The sequence below is a fragment of the Staphylococcus arlettae genome (assembly GCF_002902345.1).
In the GTDB taxonomy this organism is placed as follows: domain Bacteria; phylum Bacillota; class Bacilli; order Staphylococcales; family Staphylococcaceae; genus Staphylococcus; species Staphylococcus arlettae.
Map to the genome: position 1 here is coordinate 681,308 of NZ_PPQB01000005.1, position 17,767 is coordinate 699,074.

17 protein-coding genes are annotated in these 17,767 nt (G+C 31.0%); 3 read left to right on the forward strand and 14 right to left on the reverse strand.

Annotated elements, in window-relative coordinates:
• Window positions 1-23 precede the first annotated feature (23 nt).
• The 9 genes from ftsA to bshC all read right to left on the reverse strand — a co-directional run bounded on the left by ftsA (window position 24) and on the right by bshC (window position 10,699).
• Window positions 24-1,448 (reverse strand): cell division protein FtsA, encoded by a 1,425-nt coding sequence (gene ftsA, locus CD036_RS03375; protein ID WP_103387967.1) that lies wholly within the window; start codon window positions 1,446-1,448, stop codon window positions 24-26.
• Window positions 1,449-1,559: 111 nt separating this feature from the next.
• Window positions 1,560-2,438, reverse strand: a complete 879-nt coding sequence (locus CD036_RS03380) for a cell division protein FtsQ/DivIB (RefSeq protein WP_103387968.1) — start codon at window positions 2,436-2,438, stop codon at window positions 1,560-1,562.
• A gap of 15 nt (window positions 2,439-2,453) precedes the next feature.
• Window positions 2,454-3,803 carry a UDP-N-acetylmuramoyl-L-alanine--D-glutamate ligase gene (gene murD, locus CD036_RS03385; RefSeq protein ID WP_021458929.1) on the reverse strand — a complete coding sequence of 450 codons (1,350 nt, stop codon included), beginning with the start codon at window positions 3,801-3,803 and terminating at the stop codon, window positions 2,454-2,456.
• Between the two features lies 1 nt (window position 3,804).
• Window positions 3,805-4,770, reverse strand: coding sequence for a phospho-N-acetylmuramoyl-pentapeptide-transferase (gene mraY, locus CD036_RS03390; protein WP_002510909.1), 966 nt, complete (start codon window positions 4,768-4,770; stop codon window positions 3,805-3,807).
• A gap of 192 nt (window positions 4,771-4,962) precedes the next feature.
• The gene (locus tag CD036_RS03395; protein ID WP_052032782.1) at window positions 4,963-7,161 is read right to left on the reverse strand and encodes a penicillin-binding protein; all 2,199 of its coding nucleotides are present in this window, start codon (window positions 7,159-7,161) and stop codon (window positions 4,963-4,965) included.
• Window positions 7,142-7,540 (reverse strand): cell division protein FtsL, encoded by a 399-nt coding sequence (gene ftsL, locus CD036_RS03400; RefSeq protein WP_021458931.1) that lies wholly within the window; start codon window positions 7,538-7,540, stop codon window positions 7,142-7,144. Before ftsL ends, CD036_RS03395 begins: the two co-directional genes overlap by 20 nt.
• 14 nt (window positions 7,541-7,554) lie before the next feature.
• Window positions 7,555-8,490 (reverse strand): 16S rRNA (cytosine(1402)-N(4))-methyltransferase RsmH, encoded by a 936-nt coding sequence (gene rsmH, locus CD036_RS03405; RefSeq protein WP_021458932.1) that lies wholly within the window; start codon window positions 8,488-8,490, stop codon window positions 7,555-7,557.
• Window positions 8,491-8,504: 14 nt separating this feature from the next.
• Complete coding sequence (mraZ, locus tag CD036_RS03410) at window positions 8,505-8,936, reverse strand: division/cell wall cluster transcriptional repressor MraZ (protein ID WP_002510905.1); 432 nt, start codon at window positions 8,934-8,936, stop codon at window positions 8,505-8,507.
• Between the two features lie 149 nt (window positions 8,937-9,085).
• Window positions 9,086-10,699: a bacillithiol biosynthesis cysteine-adding enzyme BshC gene (gene bshC / locus CD036_RS03415; RefSeq protein ID WP_021458933.1), complete on the reverse strand. Its 1,614-nt coding sequence runs from the start codon at window positions 10,697-10,699 to the stop codon at window positions 9,086-9,088.
• A gap of 248 nt (window positions 10,700-10,947) precedes the next feature.
• Between bshC and CD036_RS03420 the strand changes: the two genes are divergently transcribed.
• Window positions 10,948-11,388: an N-acetyltransferase gene (locus CD036_RS03420; protein WP_021458934.1), complete on the forward strand. Its 441-nt coding sequence runs from the start codon at window positions 10,948-10,950 to the stop codon at window positions 11,386-11,388.
• A 39-nt stretch (window positions 11,389-11,427) separates the two neighbouring features.
• Here CD036_RS03420 and CD036_RS03425 read toward each other — a convergent pair whose 3' ends face one another.
• From CD036_RS03425 to CD036_RS03430, 3 genes are all read right to left on the reverse strand, one after another.
• Window positions 11,428-12,111, reverse strand: coding sequence for a YjjG family noncanonical pyrimidine nucleotidase (locus tag CD036_RS03425; protein ID WP_002510902.1), 684 nt, complete (start codon window positions 12,109-12,111; stop codon window positions 11,428-11,430).
• A 471-nt stretch (window positions 12,112-12,582) separates the two neighbouring features.
• A complete protein-coding gene (locus tag CD036_RS13110; RefSeq protein WP_021458935.1) occupies window positions 12,583-12,738 on the reverse strand; it encodes a hypothetical protein in 156 nt (51 codons plus the stop codon).
• 659 nt (window positions 12,739-13,397) lie between these two features.
• Window positions 13,398-14,177: a helix-turn-helix transcriptional regulator gene (locus tag CD036_RS03430; protein WP_172606418.1), complete on the reverse strand. Its 780-nt coding sequence runs from the start codon at window positions 14,175-14,177 to the stop codon at window positions 13,398-13,400.
• Window positions 14,178-14,860: 683 nt separating this feature from the next.
• On the opposite strand from CD036_RS03430, the gene CD036_RS03435 reads away from it, so the two are divergent.
• Window positions 14,861-15,277: a hypothetical protein gene (locus CD036_RS03435; protein ID WP_103387970.1), complete on the forward strand. Its 417-nt coding sequence runs from the start codon at window positions 14,861-14,863 to the stop codon at window positions 15,275-15,277.
• Between the two features lie 99 nt (window positions 15,278-15,376).
• Here the strand turns inward: CD036_RS03435 and CD036_RS03440 are convergent, their stop codons facing one another.
• Entirely contained in the window at window positions 15,377-16,246 is an 870-nt protein-coding gene (locus CD036_RS03440; protein ID WP_103387971.1) for a hypothetical protein, read from the reverse strand.
• 275 nt (window positions 16,247-16,521) lie between these two features.
• Between CD036_RS03440 and CD036_RS03445 the strand changes: the two genes are divergently transcribed.
• Window positions 16,522-16,959 carry a GNAT family N-acetyltransferase gene (locus CD036_RS03445; RefSeq protein ID WP_021458938.1) on the forward strand — a complete coding sequence of 146 codons (438 nt, stop codon included), beginning with the start codon at window positions 16,522-16,524 and terminating at the stop codon, window positions 16,957-16,959.
• Between the two features lie 623 nt (window positions 16,960-17,582).
• On the opposite strand, the gene CD036_RS13115 is transcribed toward CD036_RS03445, so the two are convergent.
• Window positions 17,583-17,767, reverse strand: a 185-nt coding sequence (locus tag CD036_RS13115) for a hypothetical protein (protein WP_180992448.1), incomplete at its 5' end; no start/stop codon positions are given.

Genomic DNA, 17,767 nt, shown 5'->3' on the forward strand with positions numbered 1-17,767 from the left:
TTCCTCCTAGTTTTAATGGCCAATTAATCGAATAGAGATTTCATCAATTTTTTAAATTTACCTTCTTCTTTTTGTTCAGGCTCATGATTTTTGTTTTCGTATTCGTATGTATCGTCATTTTCAGTTGTACTATGTGACGATTCTGATGTTGTCGTTGTACCTGGTTCATCAGATACATATGATGGTTCATCATCTTGCTTGTTTGATTTTTTCTTAAACCAATCAAAACCATTTGATTTGGAAGCACTTTCTCTATTATCAGACTCGATTACTTCTTCTTCGAAATCTTCACTATCATGATTACTAATTGTAACATAATCTAATAATTCGTCGAAAGTAATGCTACTAGAAATAGTTGAAATTGCTGAAGAAAATTCAGGTTTTCTGATTCCCATTTGTGATGGTGTATGAATTCTAACTTTTTCACTTACCATGTCTTGTAGTAATTCTTTGACGCCGAGTAAGTTTGCAGAACCACCAGTGACAATGAAACCACCATTTACATTTGTTAATCCTAATTCTTGTAAAACATCAAATACACTAAAGAAGATATCTTCCATACGTGCTTCGATAACATCAGCTAAATCTTTTTGTGTATATTGGACGTCTTCTTCACTATCGATTTGGTCAACACTAAATACATCTTGATCTGAAGCTGAGTCAAAAAAAGCATGTCCGTATTGATGTTTGATTTTTTCAGCTGTTTCATGAGTTGTATTAAATGCTTCCGCAATATCTTCTGTGATGTCTCTTCCTGCCATTTGAACAGAGTCAGCATCAACAAGTTCGCCGCGCTCATAAAAGGCAATCTGTGTAATATCCTCACCGACATCAATTATACACGCGCCAAGCTCTTTTTCAGTTGCTGATAATACAGAGCCGTAATTATAAGCATCAGAATAAACATCTAATACATCGACTCCACATGACTCTACGCATTTAATCATATTAATTAAAATTGATTGTTGGATTGCGATTACGCCAGCTTCGACTTTAAGTGAATGTCTTGCAATTAATTCCTTAGGGTCAGAAACTTCATTATCACCATCTACAACAAATTTAATTGGAAAAGCGGTAATCACTTCTGTCTCAGGGACATCATTTTTTTCTCTAATGCCTTCTAATACAGACTCAATGTGCTCTCCTGTTAATTCAGTATCTTCATAAAATTCAATTTCATTAGCTTCATCATAAACTTCAGTACCGACAATCGGTAATTTTAGAAATACTTCTTTAATATCTACACCAGAAGCAATTGAGGCTTTTTTTATTGTATCTTTAATCGCTTGCTTAGCGATGTCAAAATCATCAATTAAGCCATTCTTAATACCGCTTGTGTAGGTTTGTCCTGTACCTATCACATTAATACCATTGTGAAATTTTTCGCCTACAATTGTTTTTACGCTTGATGAACCTATATCTATACTTACATAATAATGTTCCTCCATAGATAGGCACCTCCTGACAGTTACTTTCTATTTTACACTATGTTTAGTTTACAATACGTTGCGTAGCTTGTGAACTATAAACACATGTATTTGTCAAAATTTTTAATTAGTTTAGTCTGAATTCTTATTTATGTCATTTAACGCACTTTGTAATTCGTCTTTTGCTTTATCTTCTTTTGCGGTACCTTCTTCTAAATCCTTATCACTTTCTGACTCAGAATCATCAGATTGTGAATATGGTATAAATGAAGCACCTACAGACAAATCAATATATCCAGACTTTTTCAAATTACCAGAGTCATCACGTTCAAGTGATTGTGACATCTGAGGGTAATATTTCATTTTATTATCTATTGTATTAATATTTCCTATAATTTGAATATCATCCGTAGTAAATAACTTTATTTGATTCTTCAAATTAGATTTAGGATCATATTTGATTTCTGAAATCATCGCTCTAACTTTAGATGGCATTTCTGCTAAAGCCTTGATAATTTTCTCTTTTTTATCTTTCTCAAAACCTTCTAATATAGGTCCGTCATCCGTACTTGTGCCACTGTAATTTTTTAGTTCTTTACCATCTTCTAAAATAGGTACATATTTATCTTTCTTTTTAACCAACCCCACTACTTGATATTCAGTCACCTTAATCGTCATTGAGTTAGGAAAATGTTTTGTTACTTTAGCATCTTTAATTAACTTATGTTGTTTTAATTTATTTTCTGCATCTTTCGTACTAAAAGTGTACATCCTTGACTTTGAAGTGACATTGACCATTTTATCAATCTTACTTTTCGATACGTTATCATTCCCCACCACTTTGACATTATTAATCTTGCTCAGTGGTGTAAACATATAAAGTAAAATGATTATTATTATAAACAACAGTATCCCAAATATAACATATTGTATTTGTTTTTGTTGTTTTCGACGTCGTTCGCGCTTTTCTTTTAAGTATTCTGAGTCAAACTTCTTTACTTTATCAGCCAATATTCGTCACATCCTTTAAAAAGACGGTAATTGTGCTTTGAAACTATTGATGAATTTGTTGCCACGCTCTTCGAACGTATTATACTGATCCCAACTTGCACAAGCTGGTGATAACAAGACTACATCATTAGGTTCAATAATATCTTGAATTTTGTTGACTGCGTCTTCAACATCTATAGCTTTCACTACATATTTACCTTGGCTTTCTCCGAGTTTCACAAATTTATCTTGCGTTTCACCAAATGTAGCCATTACGCGAACATTATTCATATATGGGATAAGTTCGTCAAAACCATTGCCTCTGTCAAGTCCTCCACATAGCCAAATAATTGGTTGTTTAAAAGAATTGAGCGCAAATTGAGTTGCTAATGTATTTGTTGCTTTTGAGTCATTATAATACTTGTTGGTTTTATTTGAGCCAATATATTGTAATCTATGCTCAATGCCAGAGAATGTTGTTAAACTATCAATAATCGCATTTACAGGTACACCAGCCAATAATGCAGCAAGTACAGCTGCTAAAATATTTTCTAAATTGTGCTCTCCTGGTAACACTAAGTCATCCGTATGGATAATTCTAAATCCTTTGAACACGATATAACCATCTTTGATGTAAATACCTTCAACTTCTTGTTGCGTTGAAAAGTAGAATGTACGTGCTTTAACATTTTCTGATTCTATCAAATGGCGTTGTTGATAATTACAAATTAAGTAATCATTTTCATCTTGATTTTTATATATTTGTTTTTTGGCATTTTGATAATTTTCTAATGTTTCGTGATAATCTAGATGTGCCGAATAAATATTAGTAATTATAGCGATATGAGGCTTATATTGCTCTGTTCCTAGCAATTGGAAAGATGAAAGCTCTGTAACTAAATAATCCTGTGCAGTTACCTCTTGTGCCACTTTTGAGGCAACATATCCTATATTCCCAGAAATTCTACCAACTAACCTACTTTTTTGAAACATATCACCTATTAACGATGTCACAGTAGTCTTACCATTTGTGCCTGTAACACCAATAATAGGAGCCTCAGAAACCAAGTAACTTAATTCAACTTCTGTTAAGATCGTTAATCCTTTAGCAACTGCTGCTTCTAAAATAGGTGCAGTATAAGGTATGCCAGGGTTTTTAACGATGATAGGGTCATTATCTAACAATGTTAATGGATGTTCTCCACCAACTACCTTAATCCCTATATTTTCTAAATCTTTGGCGTGAGAGTCTTGTGTCAAATCTTTGCCGTCATTAACTACTACACGTGCACCCAATTTATTAAGCAACTTTGCTGCTTCGTAACCACTTTTTGCTAAACCAATGACTAAGACATCTTTATCTTCTAAACCTGTATATTTTAGCATTTTAGTGCACTCCCATCCATAATCCGATTAAACCTGTGATTAAACCAACTGTCCAAAATACTGTTACAACTTTCTTTTCATTCCAACCCACCAATTCAAAATGGTGATGTAATGGTGACATTTTGAAAATTCGTTTGCCTGTCAATTTGAAAGATGTTACTTGAATCATTACTGACAATGTTTCAGCAACAAATACAAATCCAATCAATAGTAATGATAATTCTTGATTTAATACAATTGAAATCGTAGCGAAAATACCACCAAGGGCTAAACTACCAGTATCGCCCATAAAGACTTTCGCAGGGTTCATGTTAAATGGCAAGAAACCAAGTAGTGCAAAAATCATAATTATACAAAATAGCCCAATTGAGTTTGCACCTTGGAAATACGCCATAATTGCAAACATTACAAATCCAATAATTGATAAACCTGTTGCTAATCCATCTAATCCATCTGTTAAGTTAACCGCATTTGAAAAACCAACTTGCCAAAAGACAATAAAAACTACGTAAGCAAGTGATAATGGAACTTCAATGCCTGTAAATGGAATATGGATGCCTGTAGAAAAACTAGTTAATTGGAATACTTGGCTTAATATGAAAAAGATAATCGCAATAGCAATCTGTGCTAAAAATTTCTGTTTACTCGATAAGCCTTGATTATTCTTTTTAACAACAATGATATAATCATCGATAAATCCAATCAATCCAAAACCAATTGTGACAAATAATAATAAAATGACCGGATTAGAATTATCCATGAATATAATCGCCAATATAGAAGTTACGATAATACTAATTAGGAATGTTAAGCCACCCATTGTTGGTGTTCCAGTTTTTTTCATGTGACTTTGAGGGCCTTCTTCTCTAATACTTTGACCAAACTTCATCCTTTTTAAGGTAGGTATTAAAACTGGTACTAATATAAATGTAATTAAAAATGCAATTATTGCGAGTAAATAAACCATCTTATTCTCCTTTTTATATATTATGGAATTGTAATATATCTCATTAACACCTAAAACAATATAACATGAGGAAAGAGGCTAGACAAAGGTACATATTAGGATAAAAAGCACCTAATATTAAACTTACCAAACTTTGTCTTGACCTCTTATTTACACCTCATTTATTTAAAGCTGTGTGTTAATTCGCTTTATTTATTTTGCTTCACTATCTACGTTTTCTGCTTCGAATTTCACTTCAATTTTATCATTTTTCTTAAGTTGCTGACCTTCTGATACAGATTGTTCGTTAACAAAGCCACTGCCTTTAGTTTCTATTTTTACATTTGCTAAACGTTCAAAAGCAATGACATCTTCTTTAGTCCAACCTTTCATATCTGGCATCGTAATGTTGCCGTTTGTTAATAGTAATACTTTACTATTAGGCAAGACTTCTTTATCAGCAGATACAGATTGTTTTTCAACCTTTTCTCCATCTCCGATAACGATAGGTTTCAATGACTTAGCATTAAGACTATCTTCTGCTTTTTGAACTGTTTTTCCTGAGACATTAGGTACTTTACTATATTTAACGTCTGACATGTCTTTTGTCTTCTTGTCATCAACATTTAAATATTTCAATGTGTTTTCCATAATTGGGTTAAATGCTTTGCTAACTCCCATTTCATATGCTTCTTGATCATTTTTTTGCGCTAAGCTCATACCTGCGTAAACAATTACCTCAGGATCATCTTTCGGCGCATCTCCGATAAAGCTTACAAAATAAGGATTTTCACCTTCGACATAACCGCCATTATCTGAATCGGCTACTTGAGCAGTACCTGTCTTACCTGCTACCTCATAGTCATCAATTCGATAATTTTTGGCATTACTTTTTTCACTATTAACAACTTTATCTAGTTCTTTACGAACTTGTTTTGCTGTTTTTTCAGTAATTGGTTTACCAGCTGTTTGCTTTTTACCTTTATAGTAAGTATCTTTTGTAACTGGATTTGTTACCGAATCAACGAACCATGGTTTCAGCATTTCTCCTTTATTTGTAAAAGCAGATTGCGCTTGTAACATTTGTACTGGTGTTACAGTTGTAGATTGTCCAAAGGCTGACGTTTTTTGTTGCGCTTCATTTTCCCACGCAATTCCACCTGTCGATTCACCATCAAACATACCGTTTGTACTTTCACCAAATCCAAATTTTTCATACCACGATTTCATTTTATCTGCACCAACTAAATCTTGTAAATGCATCATTAATGTATTAGATGAATAAGTAAATCCTAGAGACATTGGTATCTCGCCCCAACCAACTTTATTCCAGTCAGAGATTCTTGAGCCCATTATATCTCTATGTCCAGATTCATATTTTTTATTAGGATCGAATTTACCTTCCTGGATAGCCGCTGCTAAACCAAATGATTTAAAGGTAGAACCAGGTTCATAAGTGTTTTGATACAAATCATTTGCCCATTTCTCACCAAAGTTTTTACCTGTTTCAGGATTAAATGTTGGTCGTTGACTAAATGCTAAGATTTCACCTGTATCAGCATCCATAACTACCGCAAATAAATCTTTTGGTTCATAATGGTCAACCATTTTATCAAGTGCTTCTTCTACAAAGACTTGAATATTAGAATCAATGGTTAAATGCACATCATCGCCACGCTTCGGCATTTTTTCTTTCTTAGTATTAGGAGCTAAGTAACCCCAAATATCATGAATATATGACAATGAACCTTTTTGTCCTGATAAATAACTATCAAAGATTTTTTCTACACCCATCGCACCTTTTAGCTCTCCTGAATCTGGATCTTTTTGAGCAATGCCAAGAAGATGTGATGCGAAGTTACCATTAGGATAAAAGCGTTCAGTTTCCGGATACAATGTAATACCTGGCAAATTCATCTTTTCAATTTTTTCTTTTTCTTGATATGTTAAATCTGTTCCTTTTTGTCCAAATTCAACTTGGAAACTACCTTTTTGCTGTAGTCTTTTTTCGATATCTTTTGCAGATATATCTATCACTTCTGATAATTTTTTAGCTGTTTTCTTTTTATCTACAACGTGTTTAGGCTTGTCACTACCTTCACTTGCCTTTTTATCAACTACCGCTACTAATTTGTAACGTTCCACGTCTTCAGCTAAAATTTTACCATTACGATCATATATTTTACCTCTTTCGGGTTGCTGTTGCGTGTTTACTAAATATTTTTCGTTGGCTTTTAAAATTAAGTCCTCACCAGATGAGTGTCCGGTTAGCATGATATAAGAATACCTTAAGATTAACATAAAAAAGAGCAGCCCGAATCCAAGGATGAGTAGGACTGCCCCTATTTTATTTTGTTTTATTGGTATCTTAGGTATTCTGGGTTTTTTTAATTTAATTTTTCGCTTCGCCATTATTACGCACTACCTTTACATTGTCGTTCTTCAGGCTCATTCCTTCATCTTTAGCCTTGTCGTAAATGCGTTCATAAGAAGAGTTCTTTTTAATTTCAGATTCAATTGCGCTGTTCTCACTTGCTTGTTTTTCAATTTTTGTATCTAAATCTGCAATTTTACCTCGAGTATCATACGCATCCATTTTTAAAGATAGCATATATATACTTATCAAAGCAATAATTGTTATTAATCCTATGTATAACATTTTTTCAAACTTCGTTAATTGTACTACAACTTTCTTCTTTACCGTTTTGGTTTGTGGTTTTGTCGAGGGTTGTCTCTCAGGAGAATGTTGTTCTGCTTCATTATATGGTTCGTAAATTTTTTCTACAGCCACTCAAGGTTCACTCCTTATTTTAAAATTTCTGCAACACGTAACTTGGCACTACGCGCTCTATTATTACTATCTGTATCTTCATCAGTAGCAGTAATGGGCTTACGGTTAACACGTTTTAATTTAGGCGTGTATGCTTCAGGTATAACTGGTAATCCCCTTGGAACTTCAGGTCCTTTTTCATATTCTTGGAACATTTGTTTACACAAACGATCTTCTAATGAATGGAAGGTAATAACTGAAATTCTACCGTTTACTTCTACATAATTAATAGCTTGTTCTAAAGAATCTTCAAATGCTGCTAATTCATCATTAACTGCGATCCTAATAGCTTGAAAAATTCGTTTTGCTGGATGTCCACCTTTGCGTCGTGCTTTTGCTGGAATACCTTCCTTGATACTTTCGACTAATTCTAACGTTGTCTCAATAGGTTTAAGTTCTCTGTTTTGTTCTATGCGTCGGGCGATTTGTTTTGCAAATTTTTCTTCGCCATAACGATGAAAAATTCTTACTAACTCTTCAAACTTCCATTCATTAACAACTTCGTACGCTGATAACTCCTGTGTCTGATCCATACGCATATCAAGTTTTGCATCATGATGATAACTAAAACCTCTTTCAGGTACATCTAATTGTGGACTAGATACACCCAAGTCATAATAAATGCCATCAACTTTTTCAATATTTAATTCATTTAAAATTTCAGATAATTCACGGAAGTTACTATGAACAAATGTCACTTTGTGTAAATGTTCTTTCAATACATTTTTCGCATTTTCAATGGCTGTAGTATCTTGATCTATTGCAATCAAATGTCCATTATCACTTAATTGATTCAGTAAATATTGGGCATGACCTGCTCCACCAAGCGTACAGTCGACATACACACCATCTTCTTTAATATTCAAATAATCAATGGTTTCTTTTAGCATTACGCTGATATGATGAAACAATTCAATTCCTCCATTTAAAAATCAAAATCTATTAAATCTTCAGCAATCTCCTCGAAACTATCTTCTGACTCGTCATAGAAGTTATTCCAAGTATCTCTATCCCAAATTTCAATGCGGTTAGATACACCGATCACTGTACATTCTTTAGTTAAATTTGCGTATTGTCTTAGATTTTGTGGGATATTAATACGTCCCTGCTTGTCCAACTCAACTTCAGTAGCACCTGAAAAGAACATACGCATAAATTTACGTGCGTCTTTTTTTGTCATTGGTAAAGATTTCATCTTCTCTTCAATAACTTGCCACTCTTCTAAAGTGTAACCAAACAGGCATTTATCAAGGCCTCTGGTGATAATAAAACGTTCATTTAGGTCATATCGAAATTTAGATGGAACAATCATACGTCCTTTTGTATCTAATTGGTGTTCGTATTCACCCATGAACATTTATACTCACCTCACCTTCCCATATATATAATTTACCACATCTCCCCACTATCCTCCACTAATTATACAAATTTCACCAAAATTTTGTTTATACAAACAAAAAAAGCCCGATTTATCAATACGATAAATCGGGCTAAATCCTTATGTTATCAAGGTTTTAAGATAATATGATCAAAAGTGTAACGAAGTGGTGGATAAGTGGAGGGACTGAACACATCTATCCCATATTCGTTCATTATTTGTAGTGGATTCCAAATTCTTTCTTGTAATCCATCCATTGGGTGGAGAGATTCATTTATTTCATTAAAGTGTTTCATACTAATTGCATTTTCACGTTCTATGTTTAATAAATAACGTTTGAGCAAATAATCATACTGTGTTAAATGGATATCATTGTTTTTTGCAACTAATTGCTCATTATCATTATTACCTGCCACTTCAGATTTTATTGTTTCATAAAATGATTGTTGTTGTTGTTTCATTTCTTCAATTTGATCAATTACAGTTTGAGATGCGTGTTCACGAATAAAAGATGCTTTAGCATTATGGACACCATTTGTTAAAATGTCATCTACTGATAGTTGATATTTATTGATTACTTTTTCAATTCTTTCATTAATATAGCTGATTCTTAAACGAGGTAAAACTATCGGCATATCTACAGATAACGTGTTAAACACGCCGTGTAACTCTGCCCAATATTTAATTTCACTTGGCCCTCCTATAAAAGCAACTGTATTAAATAGCCATTCTTCCATTAGCGGTCTAGTCACAACATTATTTGAGAACCTTTCTGGCTCTTGTTCCGCAAGCTGTAAGAGCTCATGTTTTGAGTAACGTTTGTCAGACTTAGTTAATACAAATTCACCATTTTCATAAGAAATTAATTGGCGCATATTATCTTCTTCTAAAAATAAATGTACATTTGTATTCGTTTGAATCATTTGATTTAGTCCAGCTGCCATTGTTTGCCCCTGTGTGGCTCTAAATGCATGATCAATAGTTTCATGTTGCTCAATAATTGTTTGGATAAATGGTTTTTCTATTTGACGCAAGTCAGGATTATGCGCGTCAATTAACAATAATCCATAAGCTTTAAACACTTCATGTAATAAAGCTTTAAATATATCAGTCCAGCTGTCATAACGCTCTATTATTGAGTGGCACAATTCTATTAATTCTTTTGTATGATTTGTTTCCGGCTGTTGTTTTAAAAATTGCTTCAATGCATCTTTCAATTGCAATTTGTTTGGATAATAATTAGAGACGCTTGTTTCAGGAGGCTCCATTGTATGATATTTAGTTTTATATAATTTCGCTTCCTTATTATTATACGTAAATGTATGATTTACTTCTTCAAAGTCATGATCTTCACCAGCGATCCAGAACACTGGGATAACTTGTTGATTATATTTGGAAGAAAGCGAATTACTTAATGAGATAATAGAAAAAATTTTATGAAATGTATATAACGGACCTCCAAACAAACCCGCTTGTTGGCCTCCTATTATAACTTTAGCCCCCTGTTGTAACTGAGCAATATTATTTTCTTGAGCTTCACTAAGTGATAAATCTTCCATGTAGTTACTGATAACTGCAGCTACAGCTTTTTCTCGACCATTTGTAGCTTGATCTAGTTTCAACTTATAATTTTGTTCATTCATAGCATCATAATTATAAAAAGCTGCTAATGTAGAATCACTATTTTTAATTTTTTCTATAAATTGATCTTTATCATTTAATTTCGTTGTCATACAATCCATTCGTAATTCTCCTTATGTTACTCTATTCCTAATAAGTATAAAGTTTATATTCTTCAATGACAATTTAACGGCTTACAAATTTTAAATTTTTTCTATAACCTAATACATCCATTATTGTAATAATATCTCTGCCACAGTTTTAAACTATCGGAAACAAAATGATTTATATACGTTTAGAACATTGTTTATTGTACTAATATAATAGAAATAGGTATAATAAAGTTAATACTAAAAAGGGGGAAGATGCTATGTCTGAAGTAAAGCGTCTTGATATTAACTATAAAACTGATGAACTATTCGAAGATTTTAGAAACTTCGGAAATAAAGATTTATATCTTGTAGATGAGCTTCGTGGAGAAATGATTGACGCTAGTTCCGACTCTCCATTTTACGGCGTTTACGTCGGTGATAGACTCGGTGCAAGGATGGCTTTATATAGAAAAGGAGAAGTTGAAGAAGAACACTTCCCTAACTTCGATGATTATTTAGTAATTTGGAAATTAGAAGTATTAAAAGACTTCCAAAATCGTGGTTATGGTACTGATCTATTAGACTTCGCAAAATCTCAAGATTTGCCTATAAAAGTCATTGCTCGTAATCAATCTAAGCAATTTTTCCTTAAACATGGCTTTAAAGATTTAGAGCAACAAAATAATGAAAACCATGACATTTTAACATGGGAACCATAAAATAAAAGGTTGTGTGGCTTTTTGCTACACAACCTTTTTCTATATAATAGTTAATAATTCATCAAATGATTGAATAGTATAATCAGCATGTATTTGTGTATTATTAGTATTCTGTCTTGGATTAAACCAACAGGTTGCAATTGCTGCATTTTTCCCACCGAGAATATCCGAAGTTAAAGAATCTCCTATAATGATACTATTTTTACGTTTTTCATGGCCAATTGTATTAAAAACGTAATCAAAAAATTCGGGCATTGGCTTTTGAAAACCTGTCTGTTCTGATACGAAGACGCCTTTAAAATAATCTTTAAATAAAGACTTAGCAATACGCTTTTCTTGGGTTTCTAATACGCCATTTGTAACAATATACAAATCATGCACTTTGCTTAATTGACGTAATGTAGTTAAAGTATGTTCAAAATAACTTAAAGGCGCATTTGCTAAAGCGTCTCGAAAAACTTGATCGGCATGAGCACCATTGACATTCATTTTATGTAATGCAAAATAAGCTTCAAATCGCTTACTCAATACCTCTTCCTTAGTTAAACGTTCATTTTGGAATGCTTCCCAATGCGCTTGGTTAATCTCTTTGAATGTTATTAAATCTTGTTCATTTAATGTTAATTGATAATTTTCTGCCAAAGCATAAAAAGCAAATTCTTCGGCGTCGTTAAAATTAACCAATGTGTCATCAAAATCTAGAAGTACCGTTTTTCTAGTCATATCTTAATCTCCAATCTATGCTACCTATAAGATTAGTTTAACAATTTATCGAATATAGAAAAAGACTAAGGTGTATACCCTAGCATAATATTGTCTTCGACAAGCCTATATGCAAAATTTAAAACTAATATCGCATCAACATAGCGCAACAAATGATTGTTAGTAACTAATTCATAATCAAAAATCATTTCATATTGCTATCTTTTACCAATTAATTAACAGAATAAACATCACTACTGTTTAATTTATATATTATAATATTTTGGGTAATATTAGCAGTGATTTATGCCGACTCCTGCGGTAATAGCACCCGCCGAAGACTACAGGCTGAGGCAGTGCCCGAGGAAAGCGTGCATAAAAAAACTGCCTACAAAAGTCAGAAACTTTGTCGACAGTCTAAGGTTAAGGTACATACCCTAACCCATCACAATTTTTCTTTACCGTTAATCCATTAATTATACTTAGCAACAATTATTTGTGTTGTAATTTCTTCATTATTTTATCAATATATTTAGAAAAATCCTTACCTTTTCTTTTTCTTACTTGGTCATTAACTTTATGCAAACCTTGTTCAAGTTTGCCATTTTCAACATATTTATTTAAACTTTTTTGTAATTTATCCTTCAATGTCATCTCTCCAGACAAGCTTATTTTTCTAACTTTAATTGTTACTCCACAGATAATAGCATATTCAATTTACAATACGATTACTGCACAATTAAAAAATGTATAATTTTTATAAAGATTATTAAAATAAGGCAATCGCAACCGATTGCCTTTACAAATGAATGTCTTTGTTCATTAACATGAAGTAATTTAAATTACATCTTAGTTTGAGCATAACTAGATGTAGAGAACTTTTTAGTTACAAGTTTGCACAATAACTTGTAACATATTTGTAATATATCATTAATTTCATTGAAAAGAAATAGTAATATAAATAATAAGACTATATACTTACATAGATATACACATTTTATTACATTATTCACAAAATGGAGTTGATTAGCTACATAATCGCATGTACAAAGGTTATAAATTTACTTTAGTTAATTTATTTTTCTACTATAACTAACAAAAATCCATGTGCTTTTGTTATAAATCTAAATTTTCATACAATTAAATTACGTTAATTAAAATATCATCATGAATGTTTCATACTTCACTTCACTATGATAGTTCAGAAAGCGCGCTACTTTTTATGCAAATTACATATTTTACTTATCATATTGATTTTATATTTTCTTAGTAAGTGTAATTTACACTAGAACTATTTTGCTATTCATTTATGCAGTTTCTATACCATCACAAAAATTTTTCAATTCAGTAAAGTTTTTGTACCTATTGTCATTTACCTTCAACTTTTTCCTATCTTGTAAAAACTGCTCAGGTGGCACACCAAATACACTTTTAAAATTCTTATTATACGTTGAATAATTTTTATATCCGTACTTTTCATAGAAGCCTTCAGTAGTTTGAGTTATTAACATCTCCAACGCTATTTTATATATTTTAAATTTCTTGATATAGTTTCCCATAGTAATATTCATCTCTTTTGAAAATAGTCGCGACAGATAACTTGGATTTACATAAAATTGCTGTGCTAAATCGTTTAGTGTTAAACCTTGCTGATAATTAACGTTAATATAATCCAATACTTGTTTGATTACAGGACTCAGAACCTTAATATCGTCTGGATTATAATAATTATACATACGCACATAATTTATAAGTTTTATAACACTAACATCAGCATCGAACCACTGTTGTTTTTTAATTTGTGATATAACTTCTAAAAAATGCCGCTTCAAAAAATCATGTCTTTCTGAGTAAACACTCTTTTCATGCTCTATGTTATAAAAAGCAAACCTATTGAAAATAAGCACGTTCATACTTAATTCTATTAACACACCAGTAAATTTAATGAGTGGTAATTGATCATAAGGTGTAAGTACAAAGATTTCACCCTGCATATATTGAATTGAATTCATATCCTTTTTAATTGCAATAGTACCCGCAGCGACGAAACAAATTTTAACTTCATCACTGTTTCCAAATACTTCCATACAATTAGTATGTATATTATAACGGTAATCTATAAAACCACTCCTCTTCATATTTACTAATTATTACTAAACATGCTTATTTCTTTATTAATCTCACATTACTTAGTATTTATAAAATCACGTCATACGATGATAAATACAAAACGTAAATTATTTTATTCAAGTGTGTAGCTCATTATGCCATCTATATTAAAAGTTAATACTTCGTCCAAACATTGTTATTTATGTATCTTTTTTTAAATTATAGTTTTTAAGACTATTCATATAATAAGCTTCTCTTTATAAATACGTAAATAGCATTCAATTTAAAAGTAAAATTTTTAAATTGAACAGTAAAAGCTCATTTCATCAGTGGATGATGCTGAATCAAATGACTAAATCTTGTTACACAAACTACTCTCCATATTACTTATAGTGTCCCTTTTTTTACTATTGTAATGACTATTACGCTCTTTTCACTTTTATTTGCTACACTGTATTTAGTCGATATATCCTATCGACAAACATTTAGTATTATTGCCAATCTCAAGTTTAAGAATAAACAGCATTTACTCTTTAGAGTTGGTGCTGTTTTTTTAATTATTAATCTTATCAAGTTGCCTATTCATAATGGGATTGTTATCCCCTTTACTATATTGTGACTAAGATGAAAATTACAAAATGTGGAGAAAGAAGGATAATTCATGTCTAAAAATACTATTGTTCTTAAGGATAATAATTATAAATGCAGTAATATTTCAATAAGTTTAAAACATAAAAATACTTATGTAGAAGATGATTTGAGAACGATTATTTTTGCTTTAACAGTTACTTATGAAGATAATACAATTAATGATGAATTTGTGTTATTTTCTCCCGAAATTGATCAAATTAATAACCTCACTGACAAGTTGGACAAAATAGAATATGCATTTTACGAGCTAAACATATCTTTTACCTTTTTTGAAAGTATTACAACTGATATAATCTTTTATTTAAATTTTGATTCTGGATTGAATTACTCAAACAGTTCAAGTGATTCAGGTCCGTCTATACGCTTAGAAGTAGATAAAAATACATTTATAGCATTCATAAATGAAATTAAATCCTATTTACAATAGGAAAGGTACAACTTTACCTAACAACATATTTCATTACTTTTAATCCCCTCAAAGACATAAATATCTATTATACTTATATTCTAATAACGTTAATTGCTATTAATAGTAATTATAATAGACTTCATCTATAAATTTTTGTATTATTAAATTTTCAAAATTGTATGCGTCGATTTCTCGCTTGTGTTGATCATAATTCCAAACCCCATTAACAAAAGCATGATAATGACCTAATTCATGTGCTAAAATTCTTAAGATATTCAAAACAGCATCGAATGAACCTAACTCATTTTCTATACACTCAAAATCATTTAAAGATATTTTAATTTTGGGGTACTTAAATAAATTGTTTGGATACTTAAAATAACCATCGCAATCAATTAAATTCTCATAAGTCATTTTTACTTTAGTTTTAATTGGGAATTTCATATGTTCTGTTATAAAACCTTCAAACAACTCTATAGCATGTTGTAATTTATAAGGTATAGCATTATCATATGTTATCTTTAAACCACTTTTTAGATGTTTACTATATTTAGTATTCATACAGGCAAATTGATAAACCATACATCTTTGTTCATGGTACATTTGCTTTTCAAACTTCTCATAATTAACTATGAAGTCATGTATAGTCATGTTCTCTTGATTAATAATGTAAAATTTACTTAACTGTAAACTTAAATCTTCAAACACTTCAATCATGACATTAGTTATAATGTCTATGTTAAATTTCTTACTATAATTCTTTTTCATATCATTTTCTATATCATATAGGGAATAGTAAATTGTTTTATGATACATATCTATTTGGCAATCGTTCACATAACCGTAGGACAATATGGGATAATCGTGAATTATTATATGTATATTTTGATTAAATTCTCGATATACTTCTATCCAATCAATAAATTGTTTTATCGGCTGAATAAAACGTCGTTTGTTTTTTTCCAATTTAAACTTTGTTTTAATCATACACTACCTCTTGTTTTAATTGATATTATGCTATACATAACGCAGAAAAATAAATAATGGCATGCTTTAATCTAAAAACAATGTACGATAATTAGCAGGTCAAATGTAAATGTAAGTTCATAAAGTAATAAAAACGTTTGCTTAAGTAAAATATATTCACATTGTGACACACAATATATATATAGTACTATTAAGACAAGAAGAAACTCGTTTGTAAAACGATAATTACAAAAACAGATACTAAAATTCTTATACAATCAAAATGGGGTATAAATATGAAATTCAGAAAAATTAAAAGCGATGATTATACTAATTGTGCTAAAAATTTAGTTTCAGCATACAAAGGAGCACCGTGGTATAATAAATGGACTGAAGAAGAAGCGTTACTTAGGATTGAAGCCACTTTGAGTGGCTTCAATTCTAAGGGTTATGTAATTGAAAACAATAACAAAATAATCGCTATGTGTATCGGTAGAATAGATTATTATTTCAGTAATATGAATCAATTTTGTATTGATGAATTCCATGTCATACCTGAATTTCAACAAAAAGGTGTAGGTAAAAATTTAATGAACTCTGTCTCTAACTCACTCAAAGTTGATGGTATAAATAAAATTTTTCTAATTACAGGTGGGGAACTTGCAGAATATTTTTATGAAAAAACGGGATTTATGAAATCAAATGAAGGAAGCATGATGGAACTCGACTTGTGACTAATAATCAACTTTTATGGACTCTTCCCCAGTCACATTATGAAATATTTTTTCGAGTCATATTCATTTAAACTTTCATACTAGCGACGCACATAAAACAACCACCCATTGATCATAATAGGTGGTTGTACAAAAAAACCTTACATTAACTCTTTCCAAAATTATAAAACTATTGTATGTGGTTCTGTGTTCGTATCATGATTTGCTATTGCTTCTACACAATTTTCGTCTTGGGCAATAAACTTAACCCAATTTAGTGATTCTTGTGCATCCTTTTTATTAACTAACACACCTGGCAATATATTTTGTTGCCAAGATTTATTTGCATATCCAAAAAAGATTATTAGCTAAAATATAACATATTGCGTTCTTAGTTGCTTTGTTAGTACTATTCCTCTTACGCTTATTATTTCTAAAATTAGTTGAATGATTGACAACATAACTCATGTTGTACTGATTTAAGGATAAAACATCTACTATATTAGATAGAAATTATAATTATAGTTGATTTATACACTCATTTATTAGTTAAACAAAATCAAGTATTCATTTGCTTTATATTTTTCTGTAGTTATTCAAAATATTTTTCCCAATCGCTATTCAATCCTGATTAGATGAGATACTTATTTTTTAAAATGTAAATAAAGAATTTGTTCTCCTTTAACTTTTATGATACTACTGCCAATAATTGTATATGTAACATCGTCTAGCAAATCTAAGCCCCCGAAATCTTTATTTTCAAATAATTTCGTTTCAGCATCATACCCATCAGTATATTCAATGCAATTAAAATCATCTACATAAATTG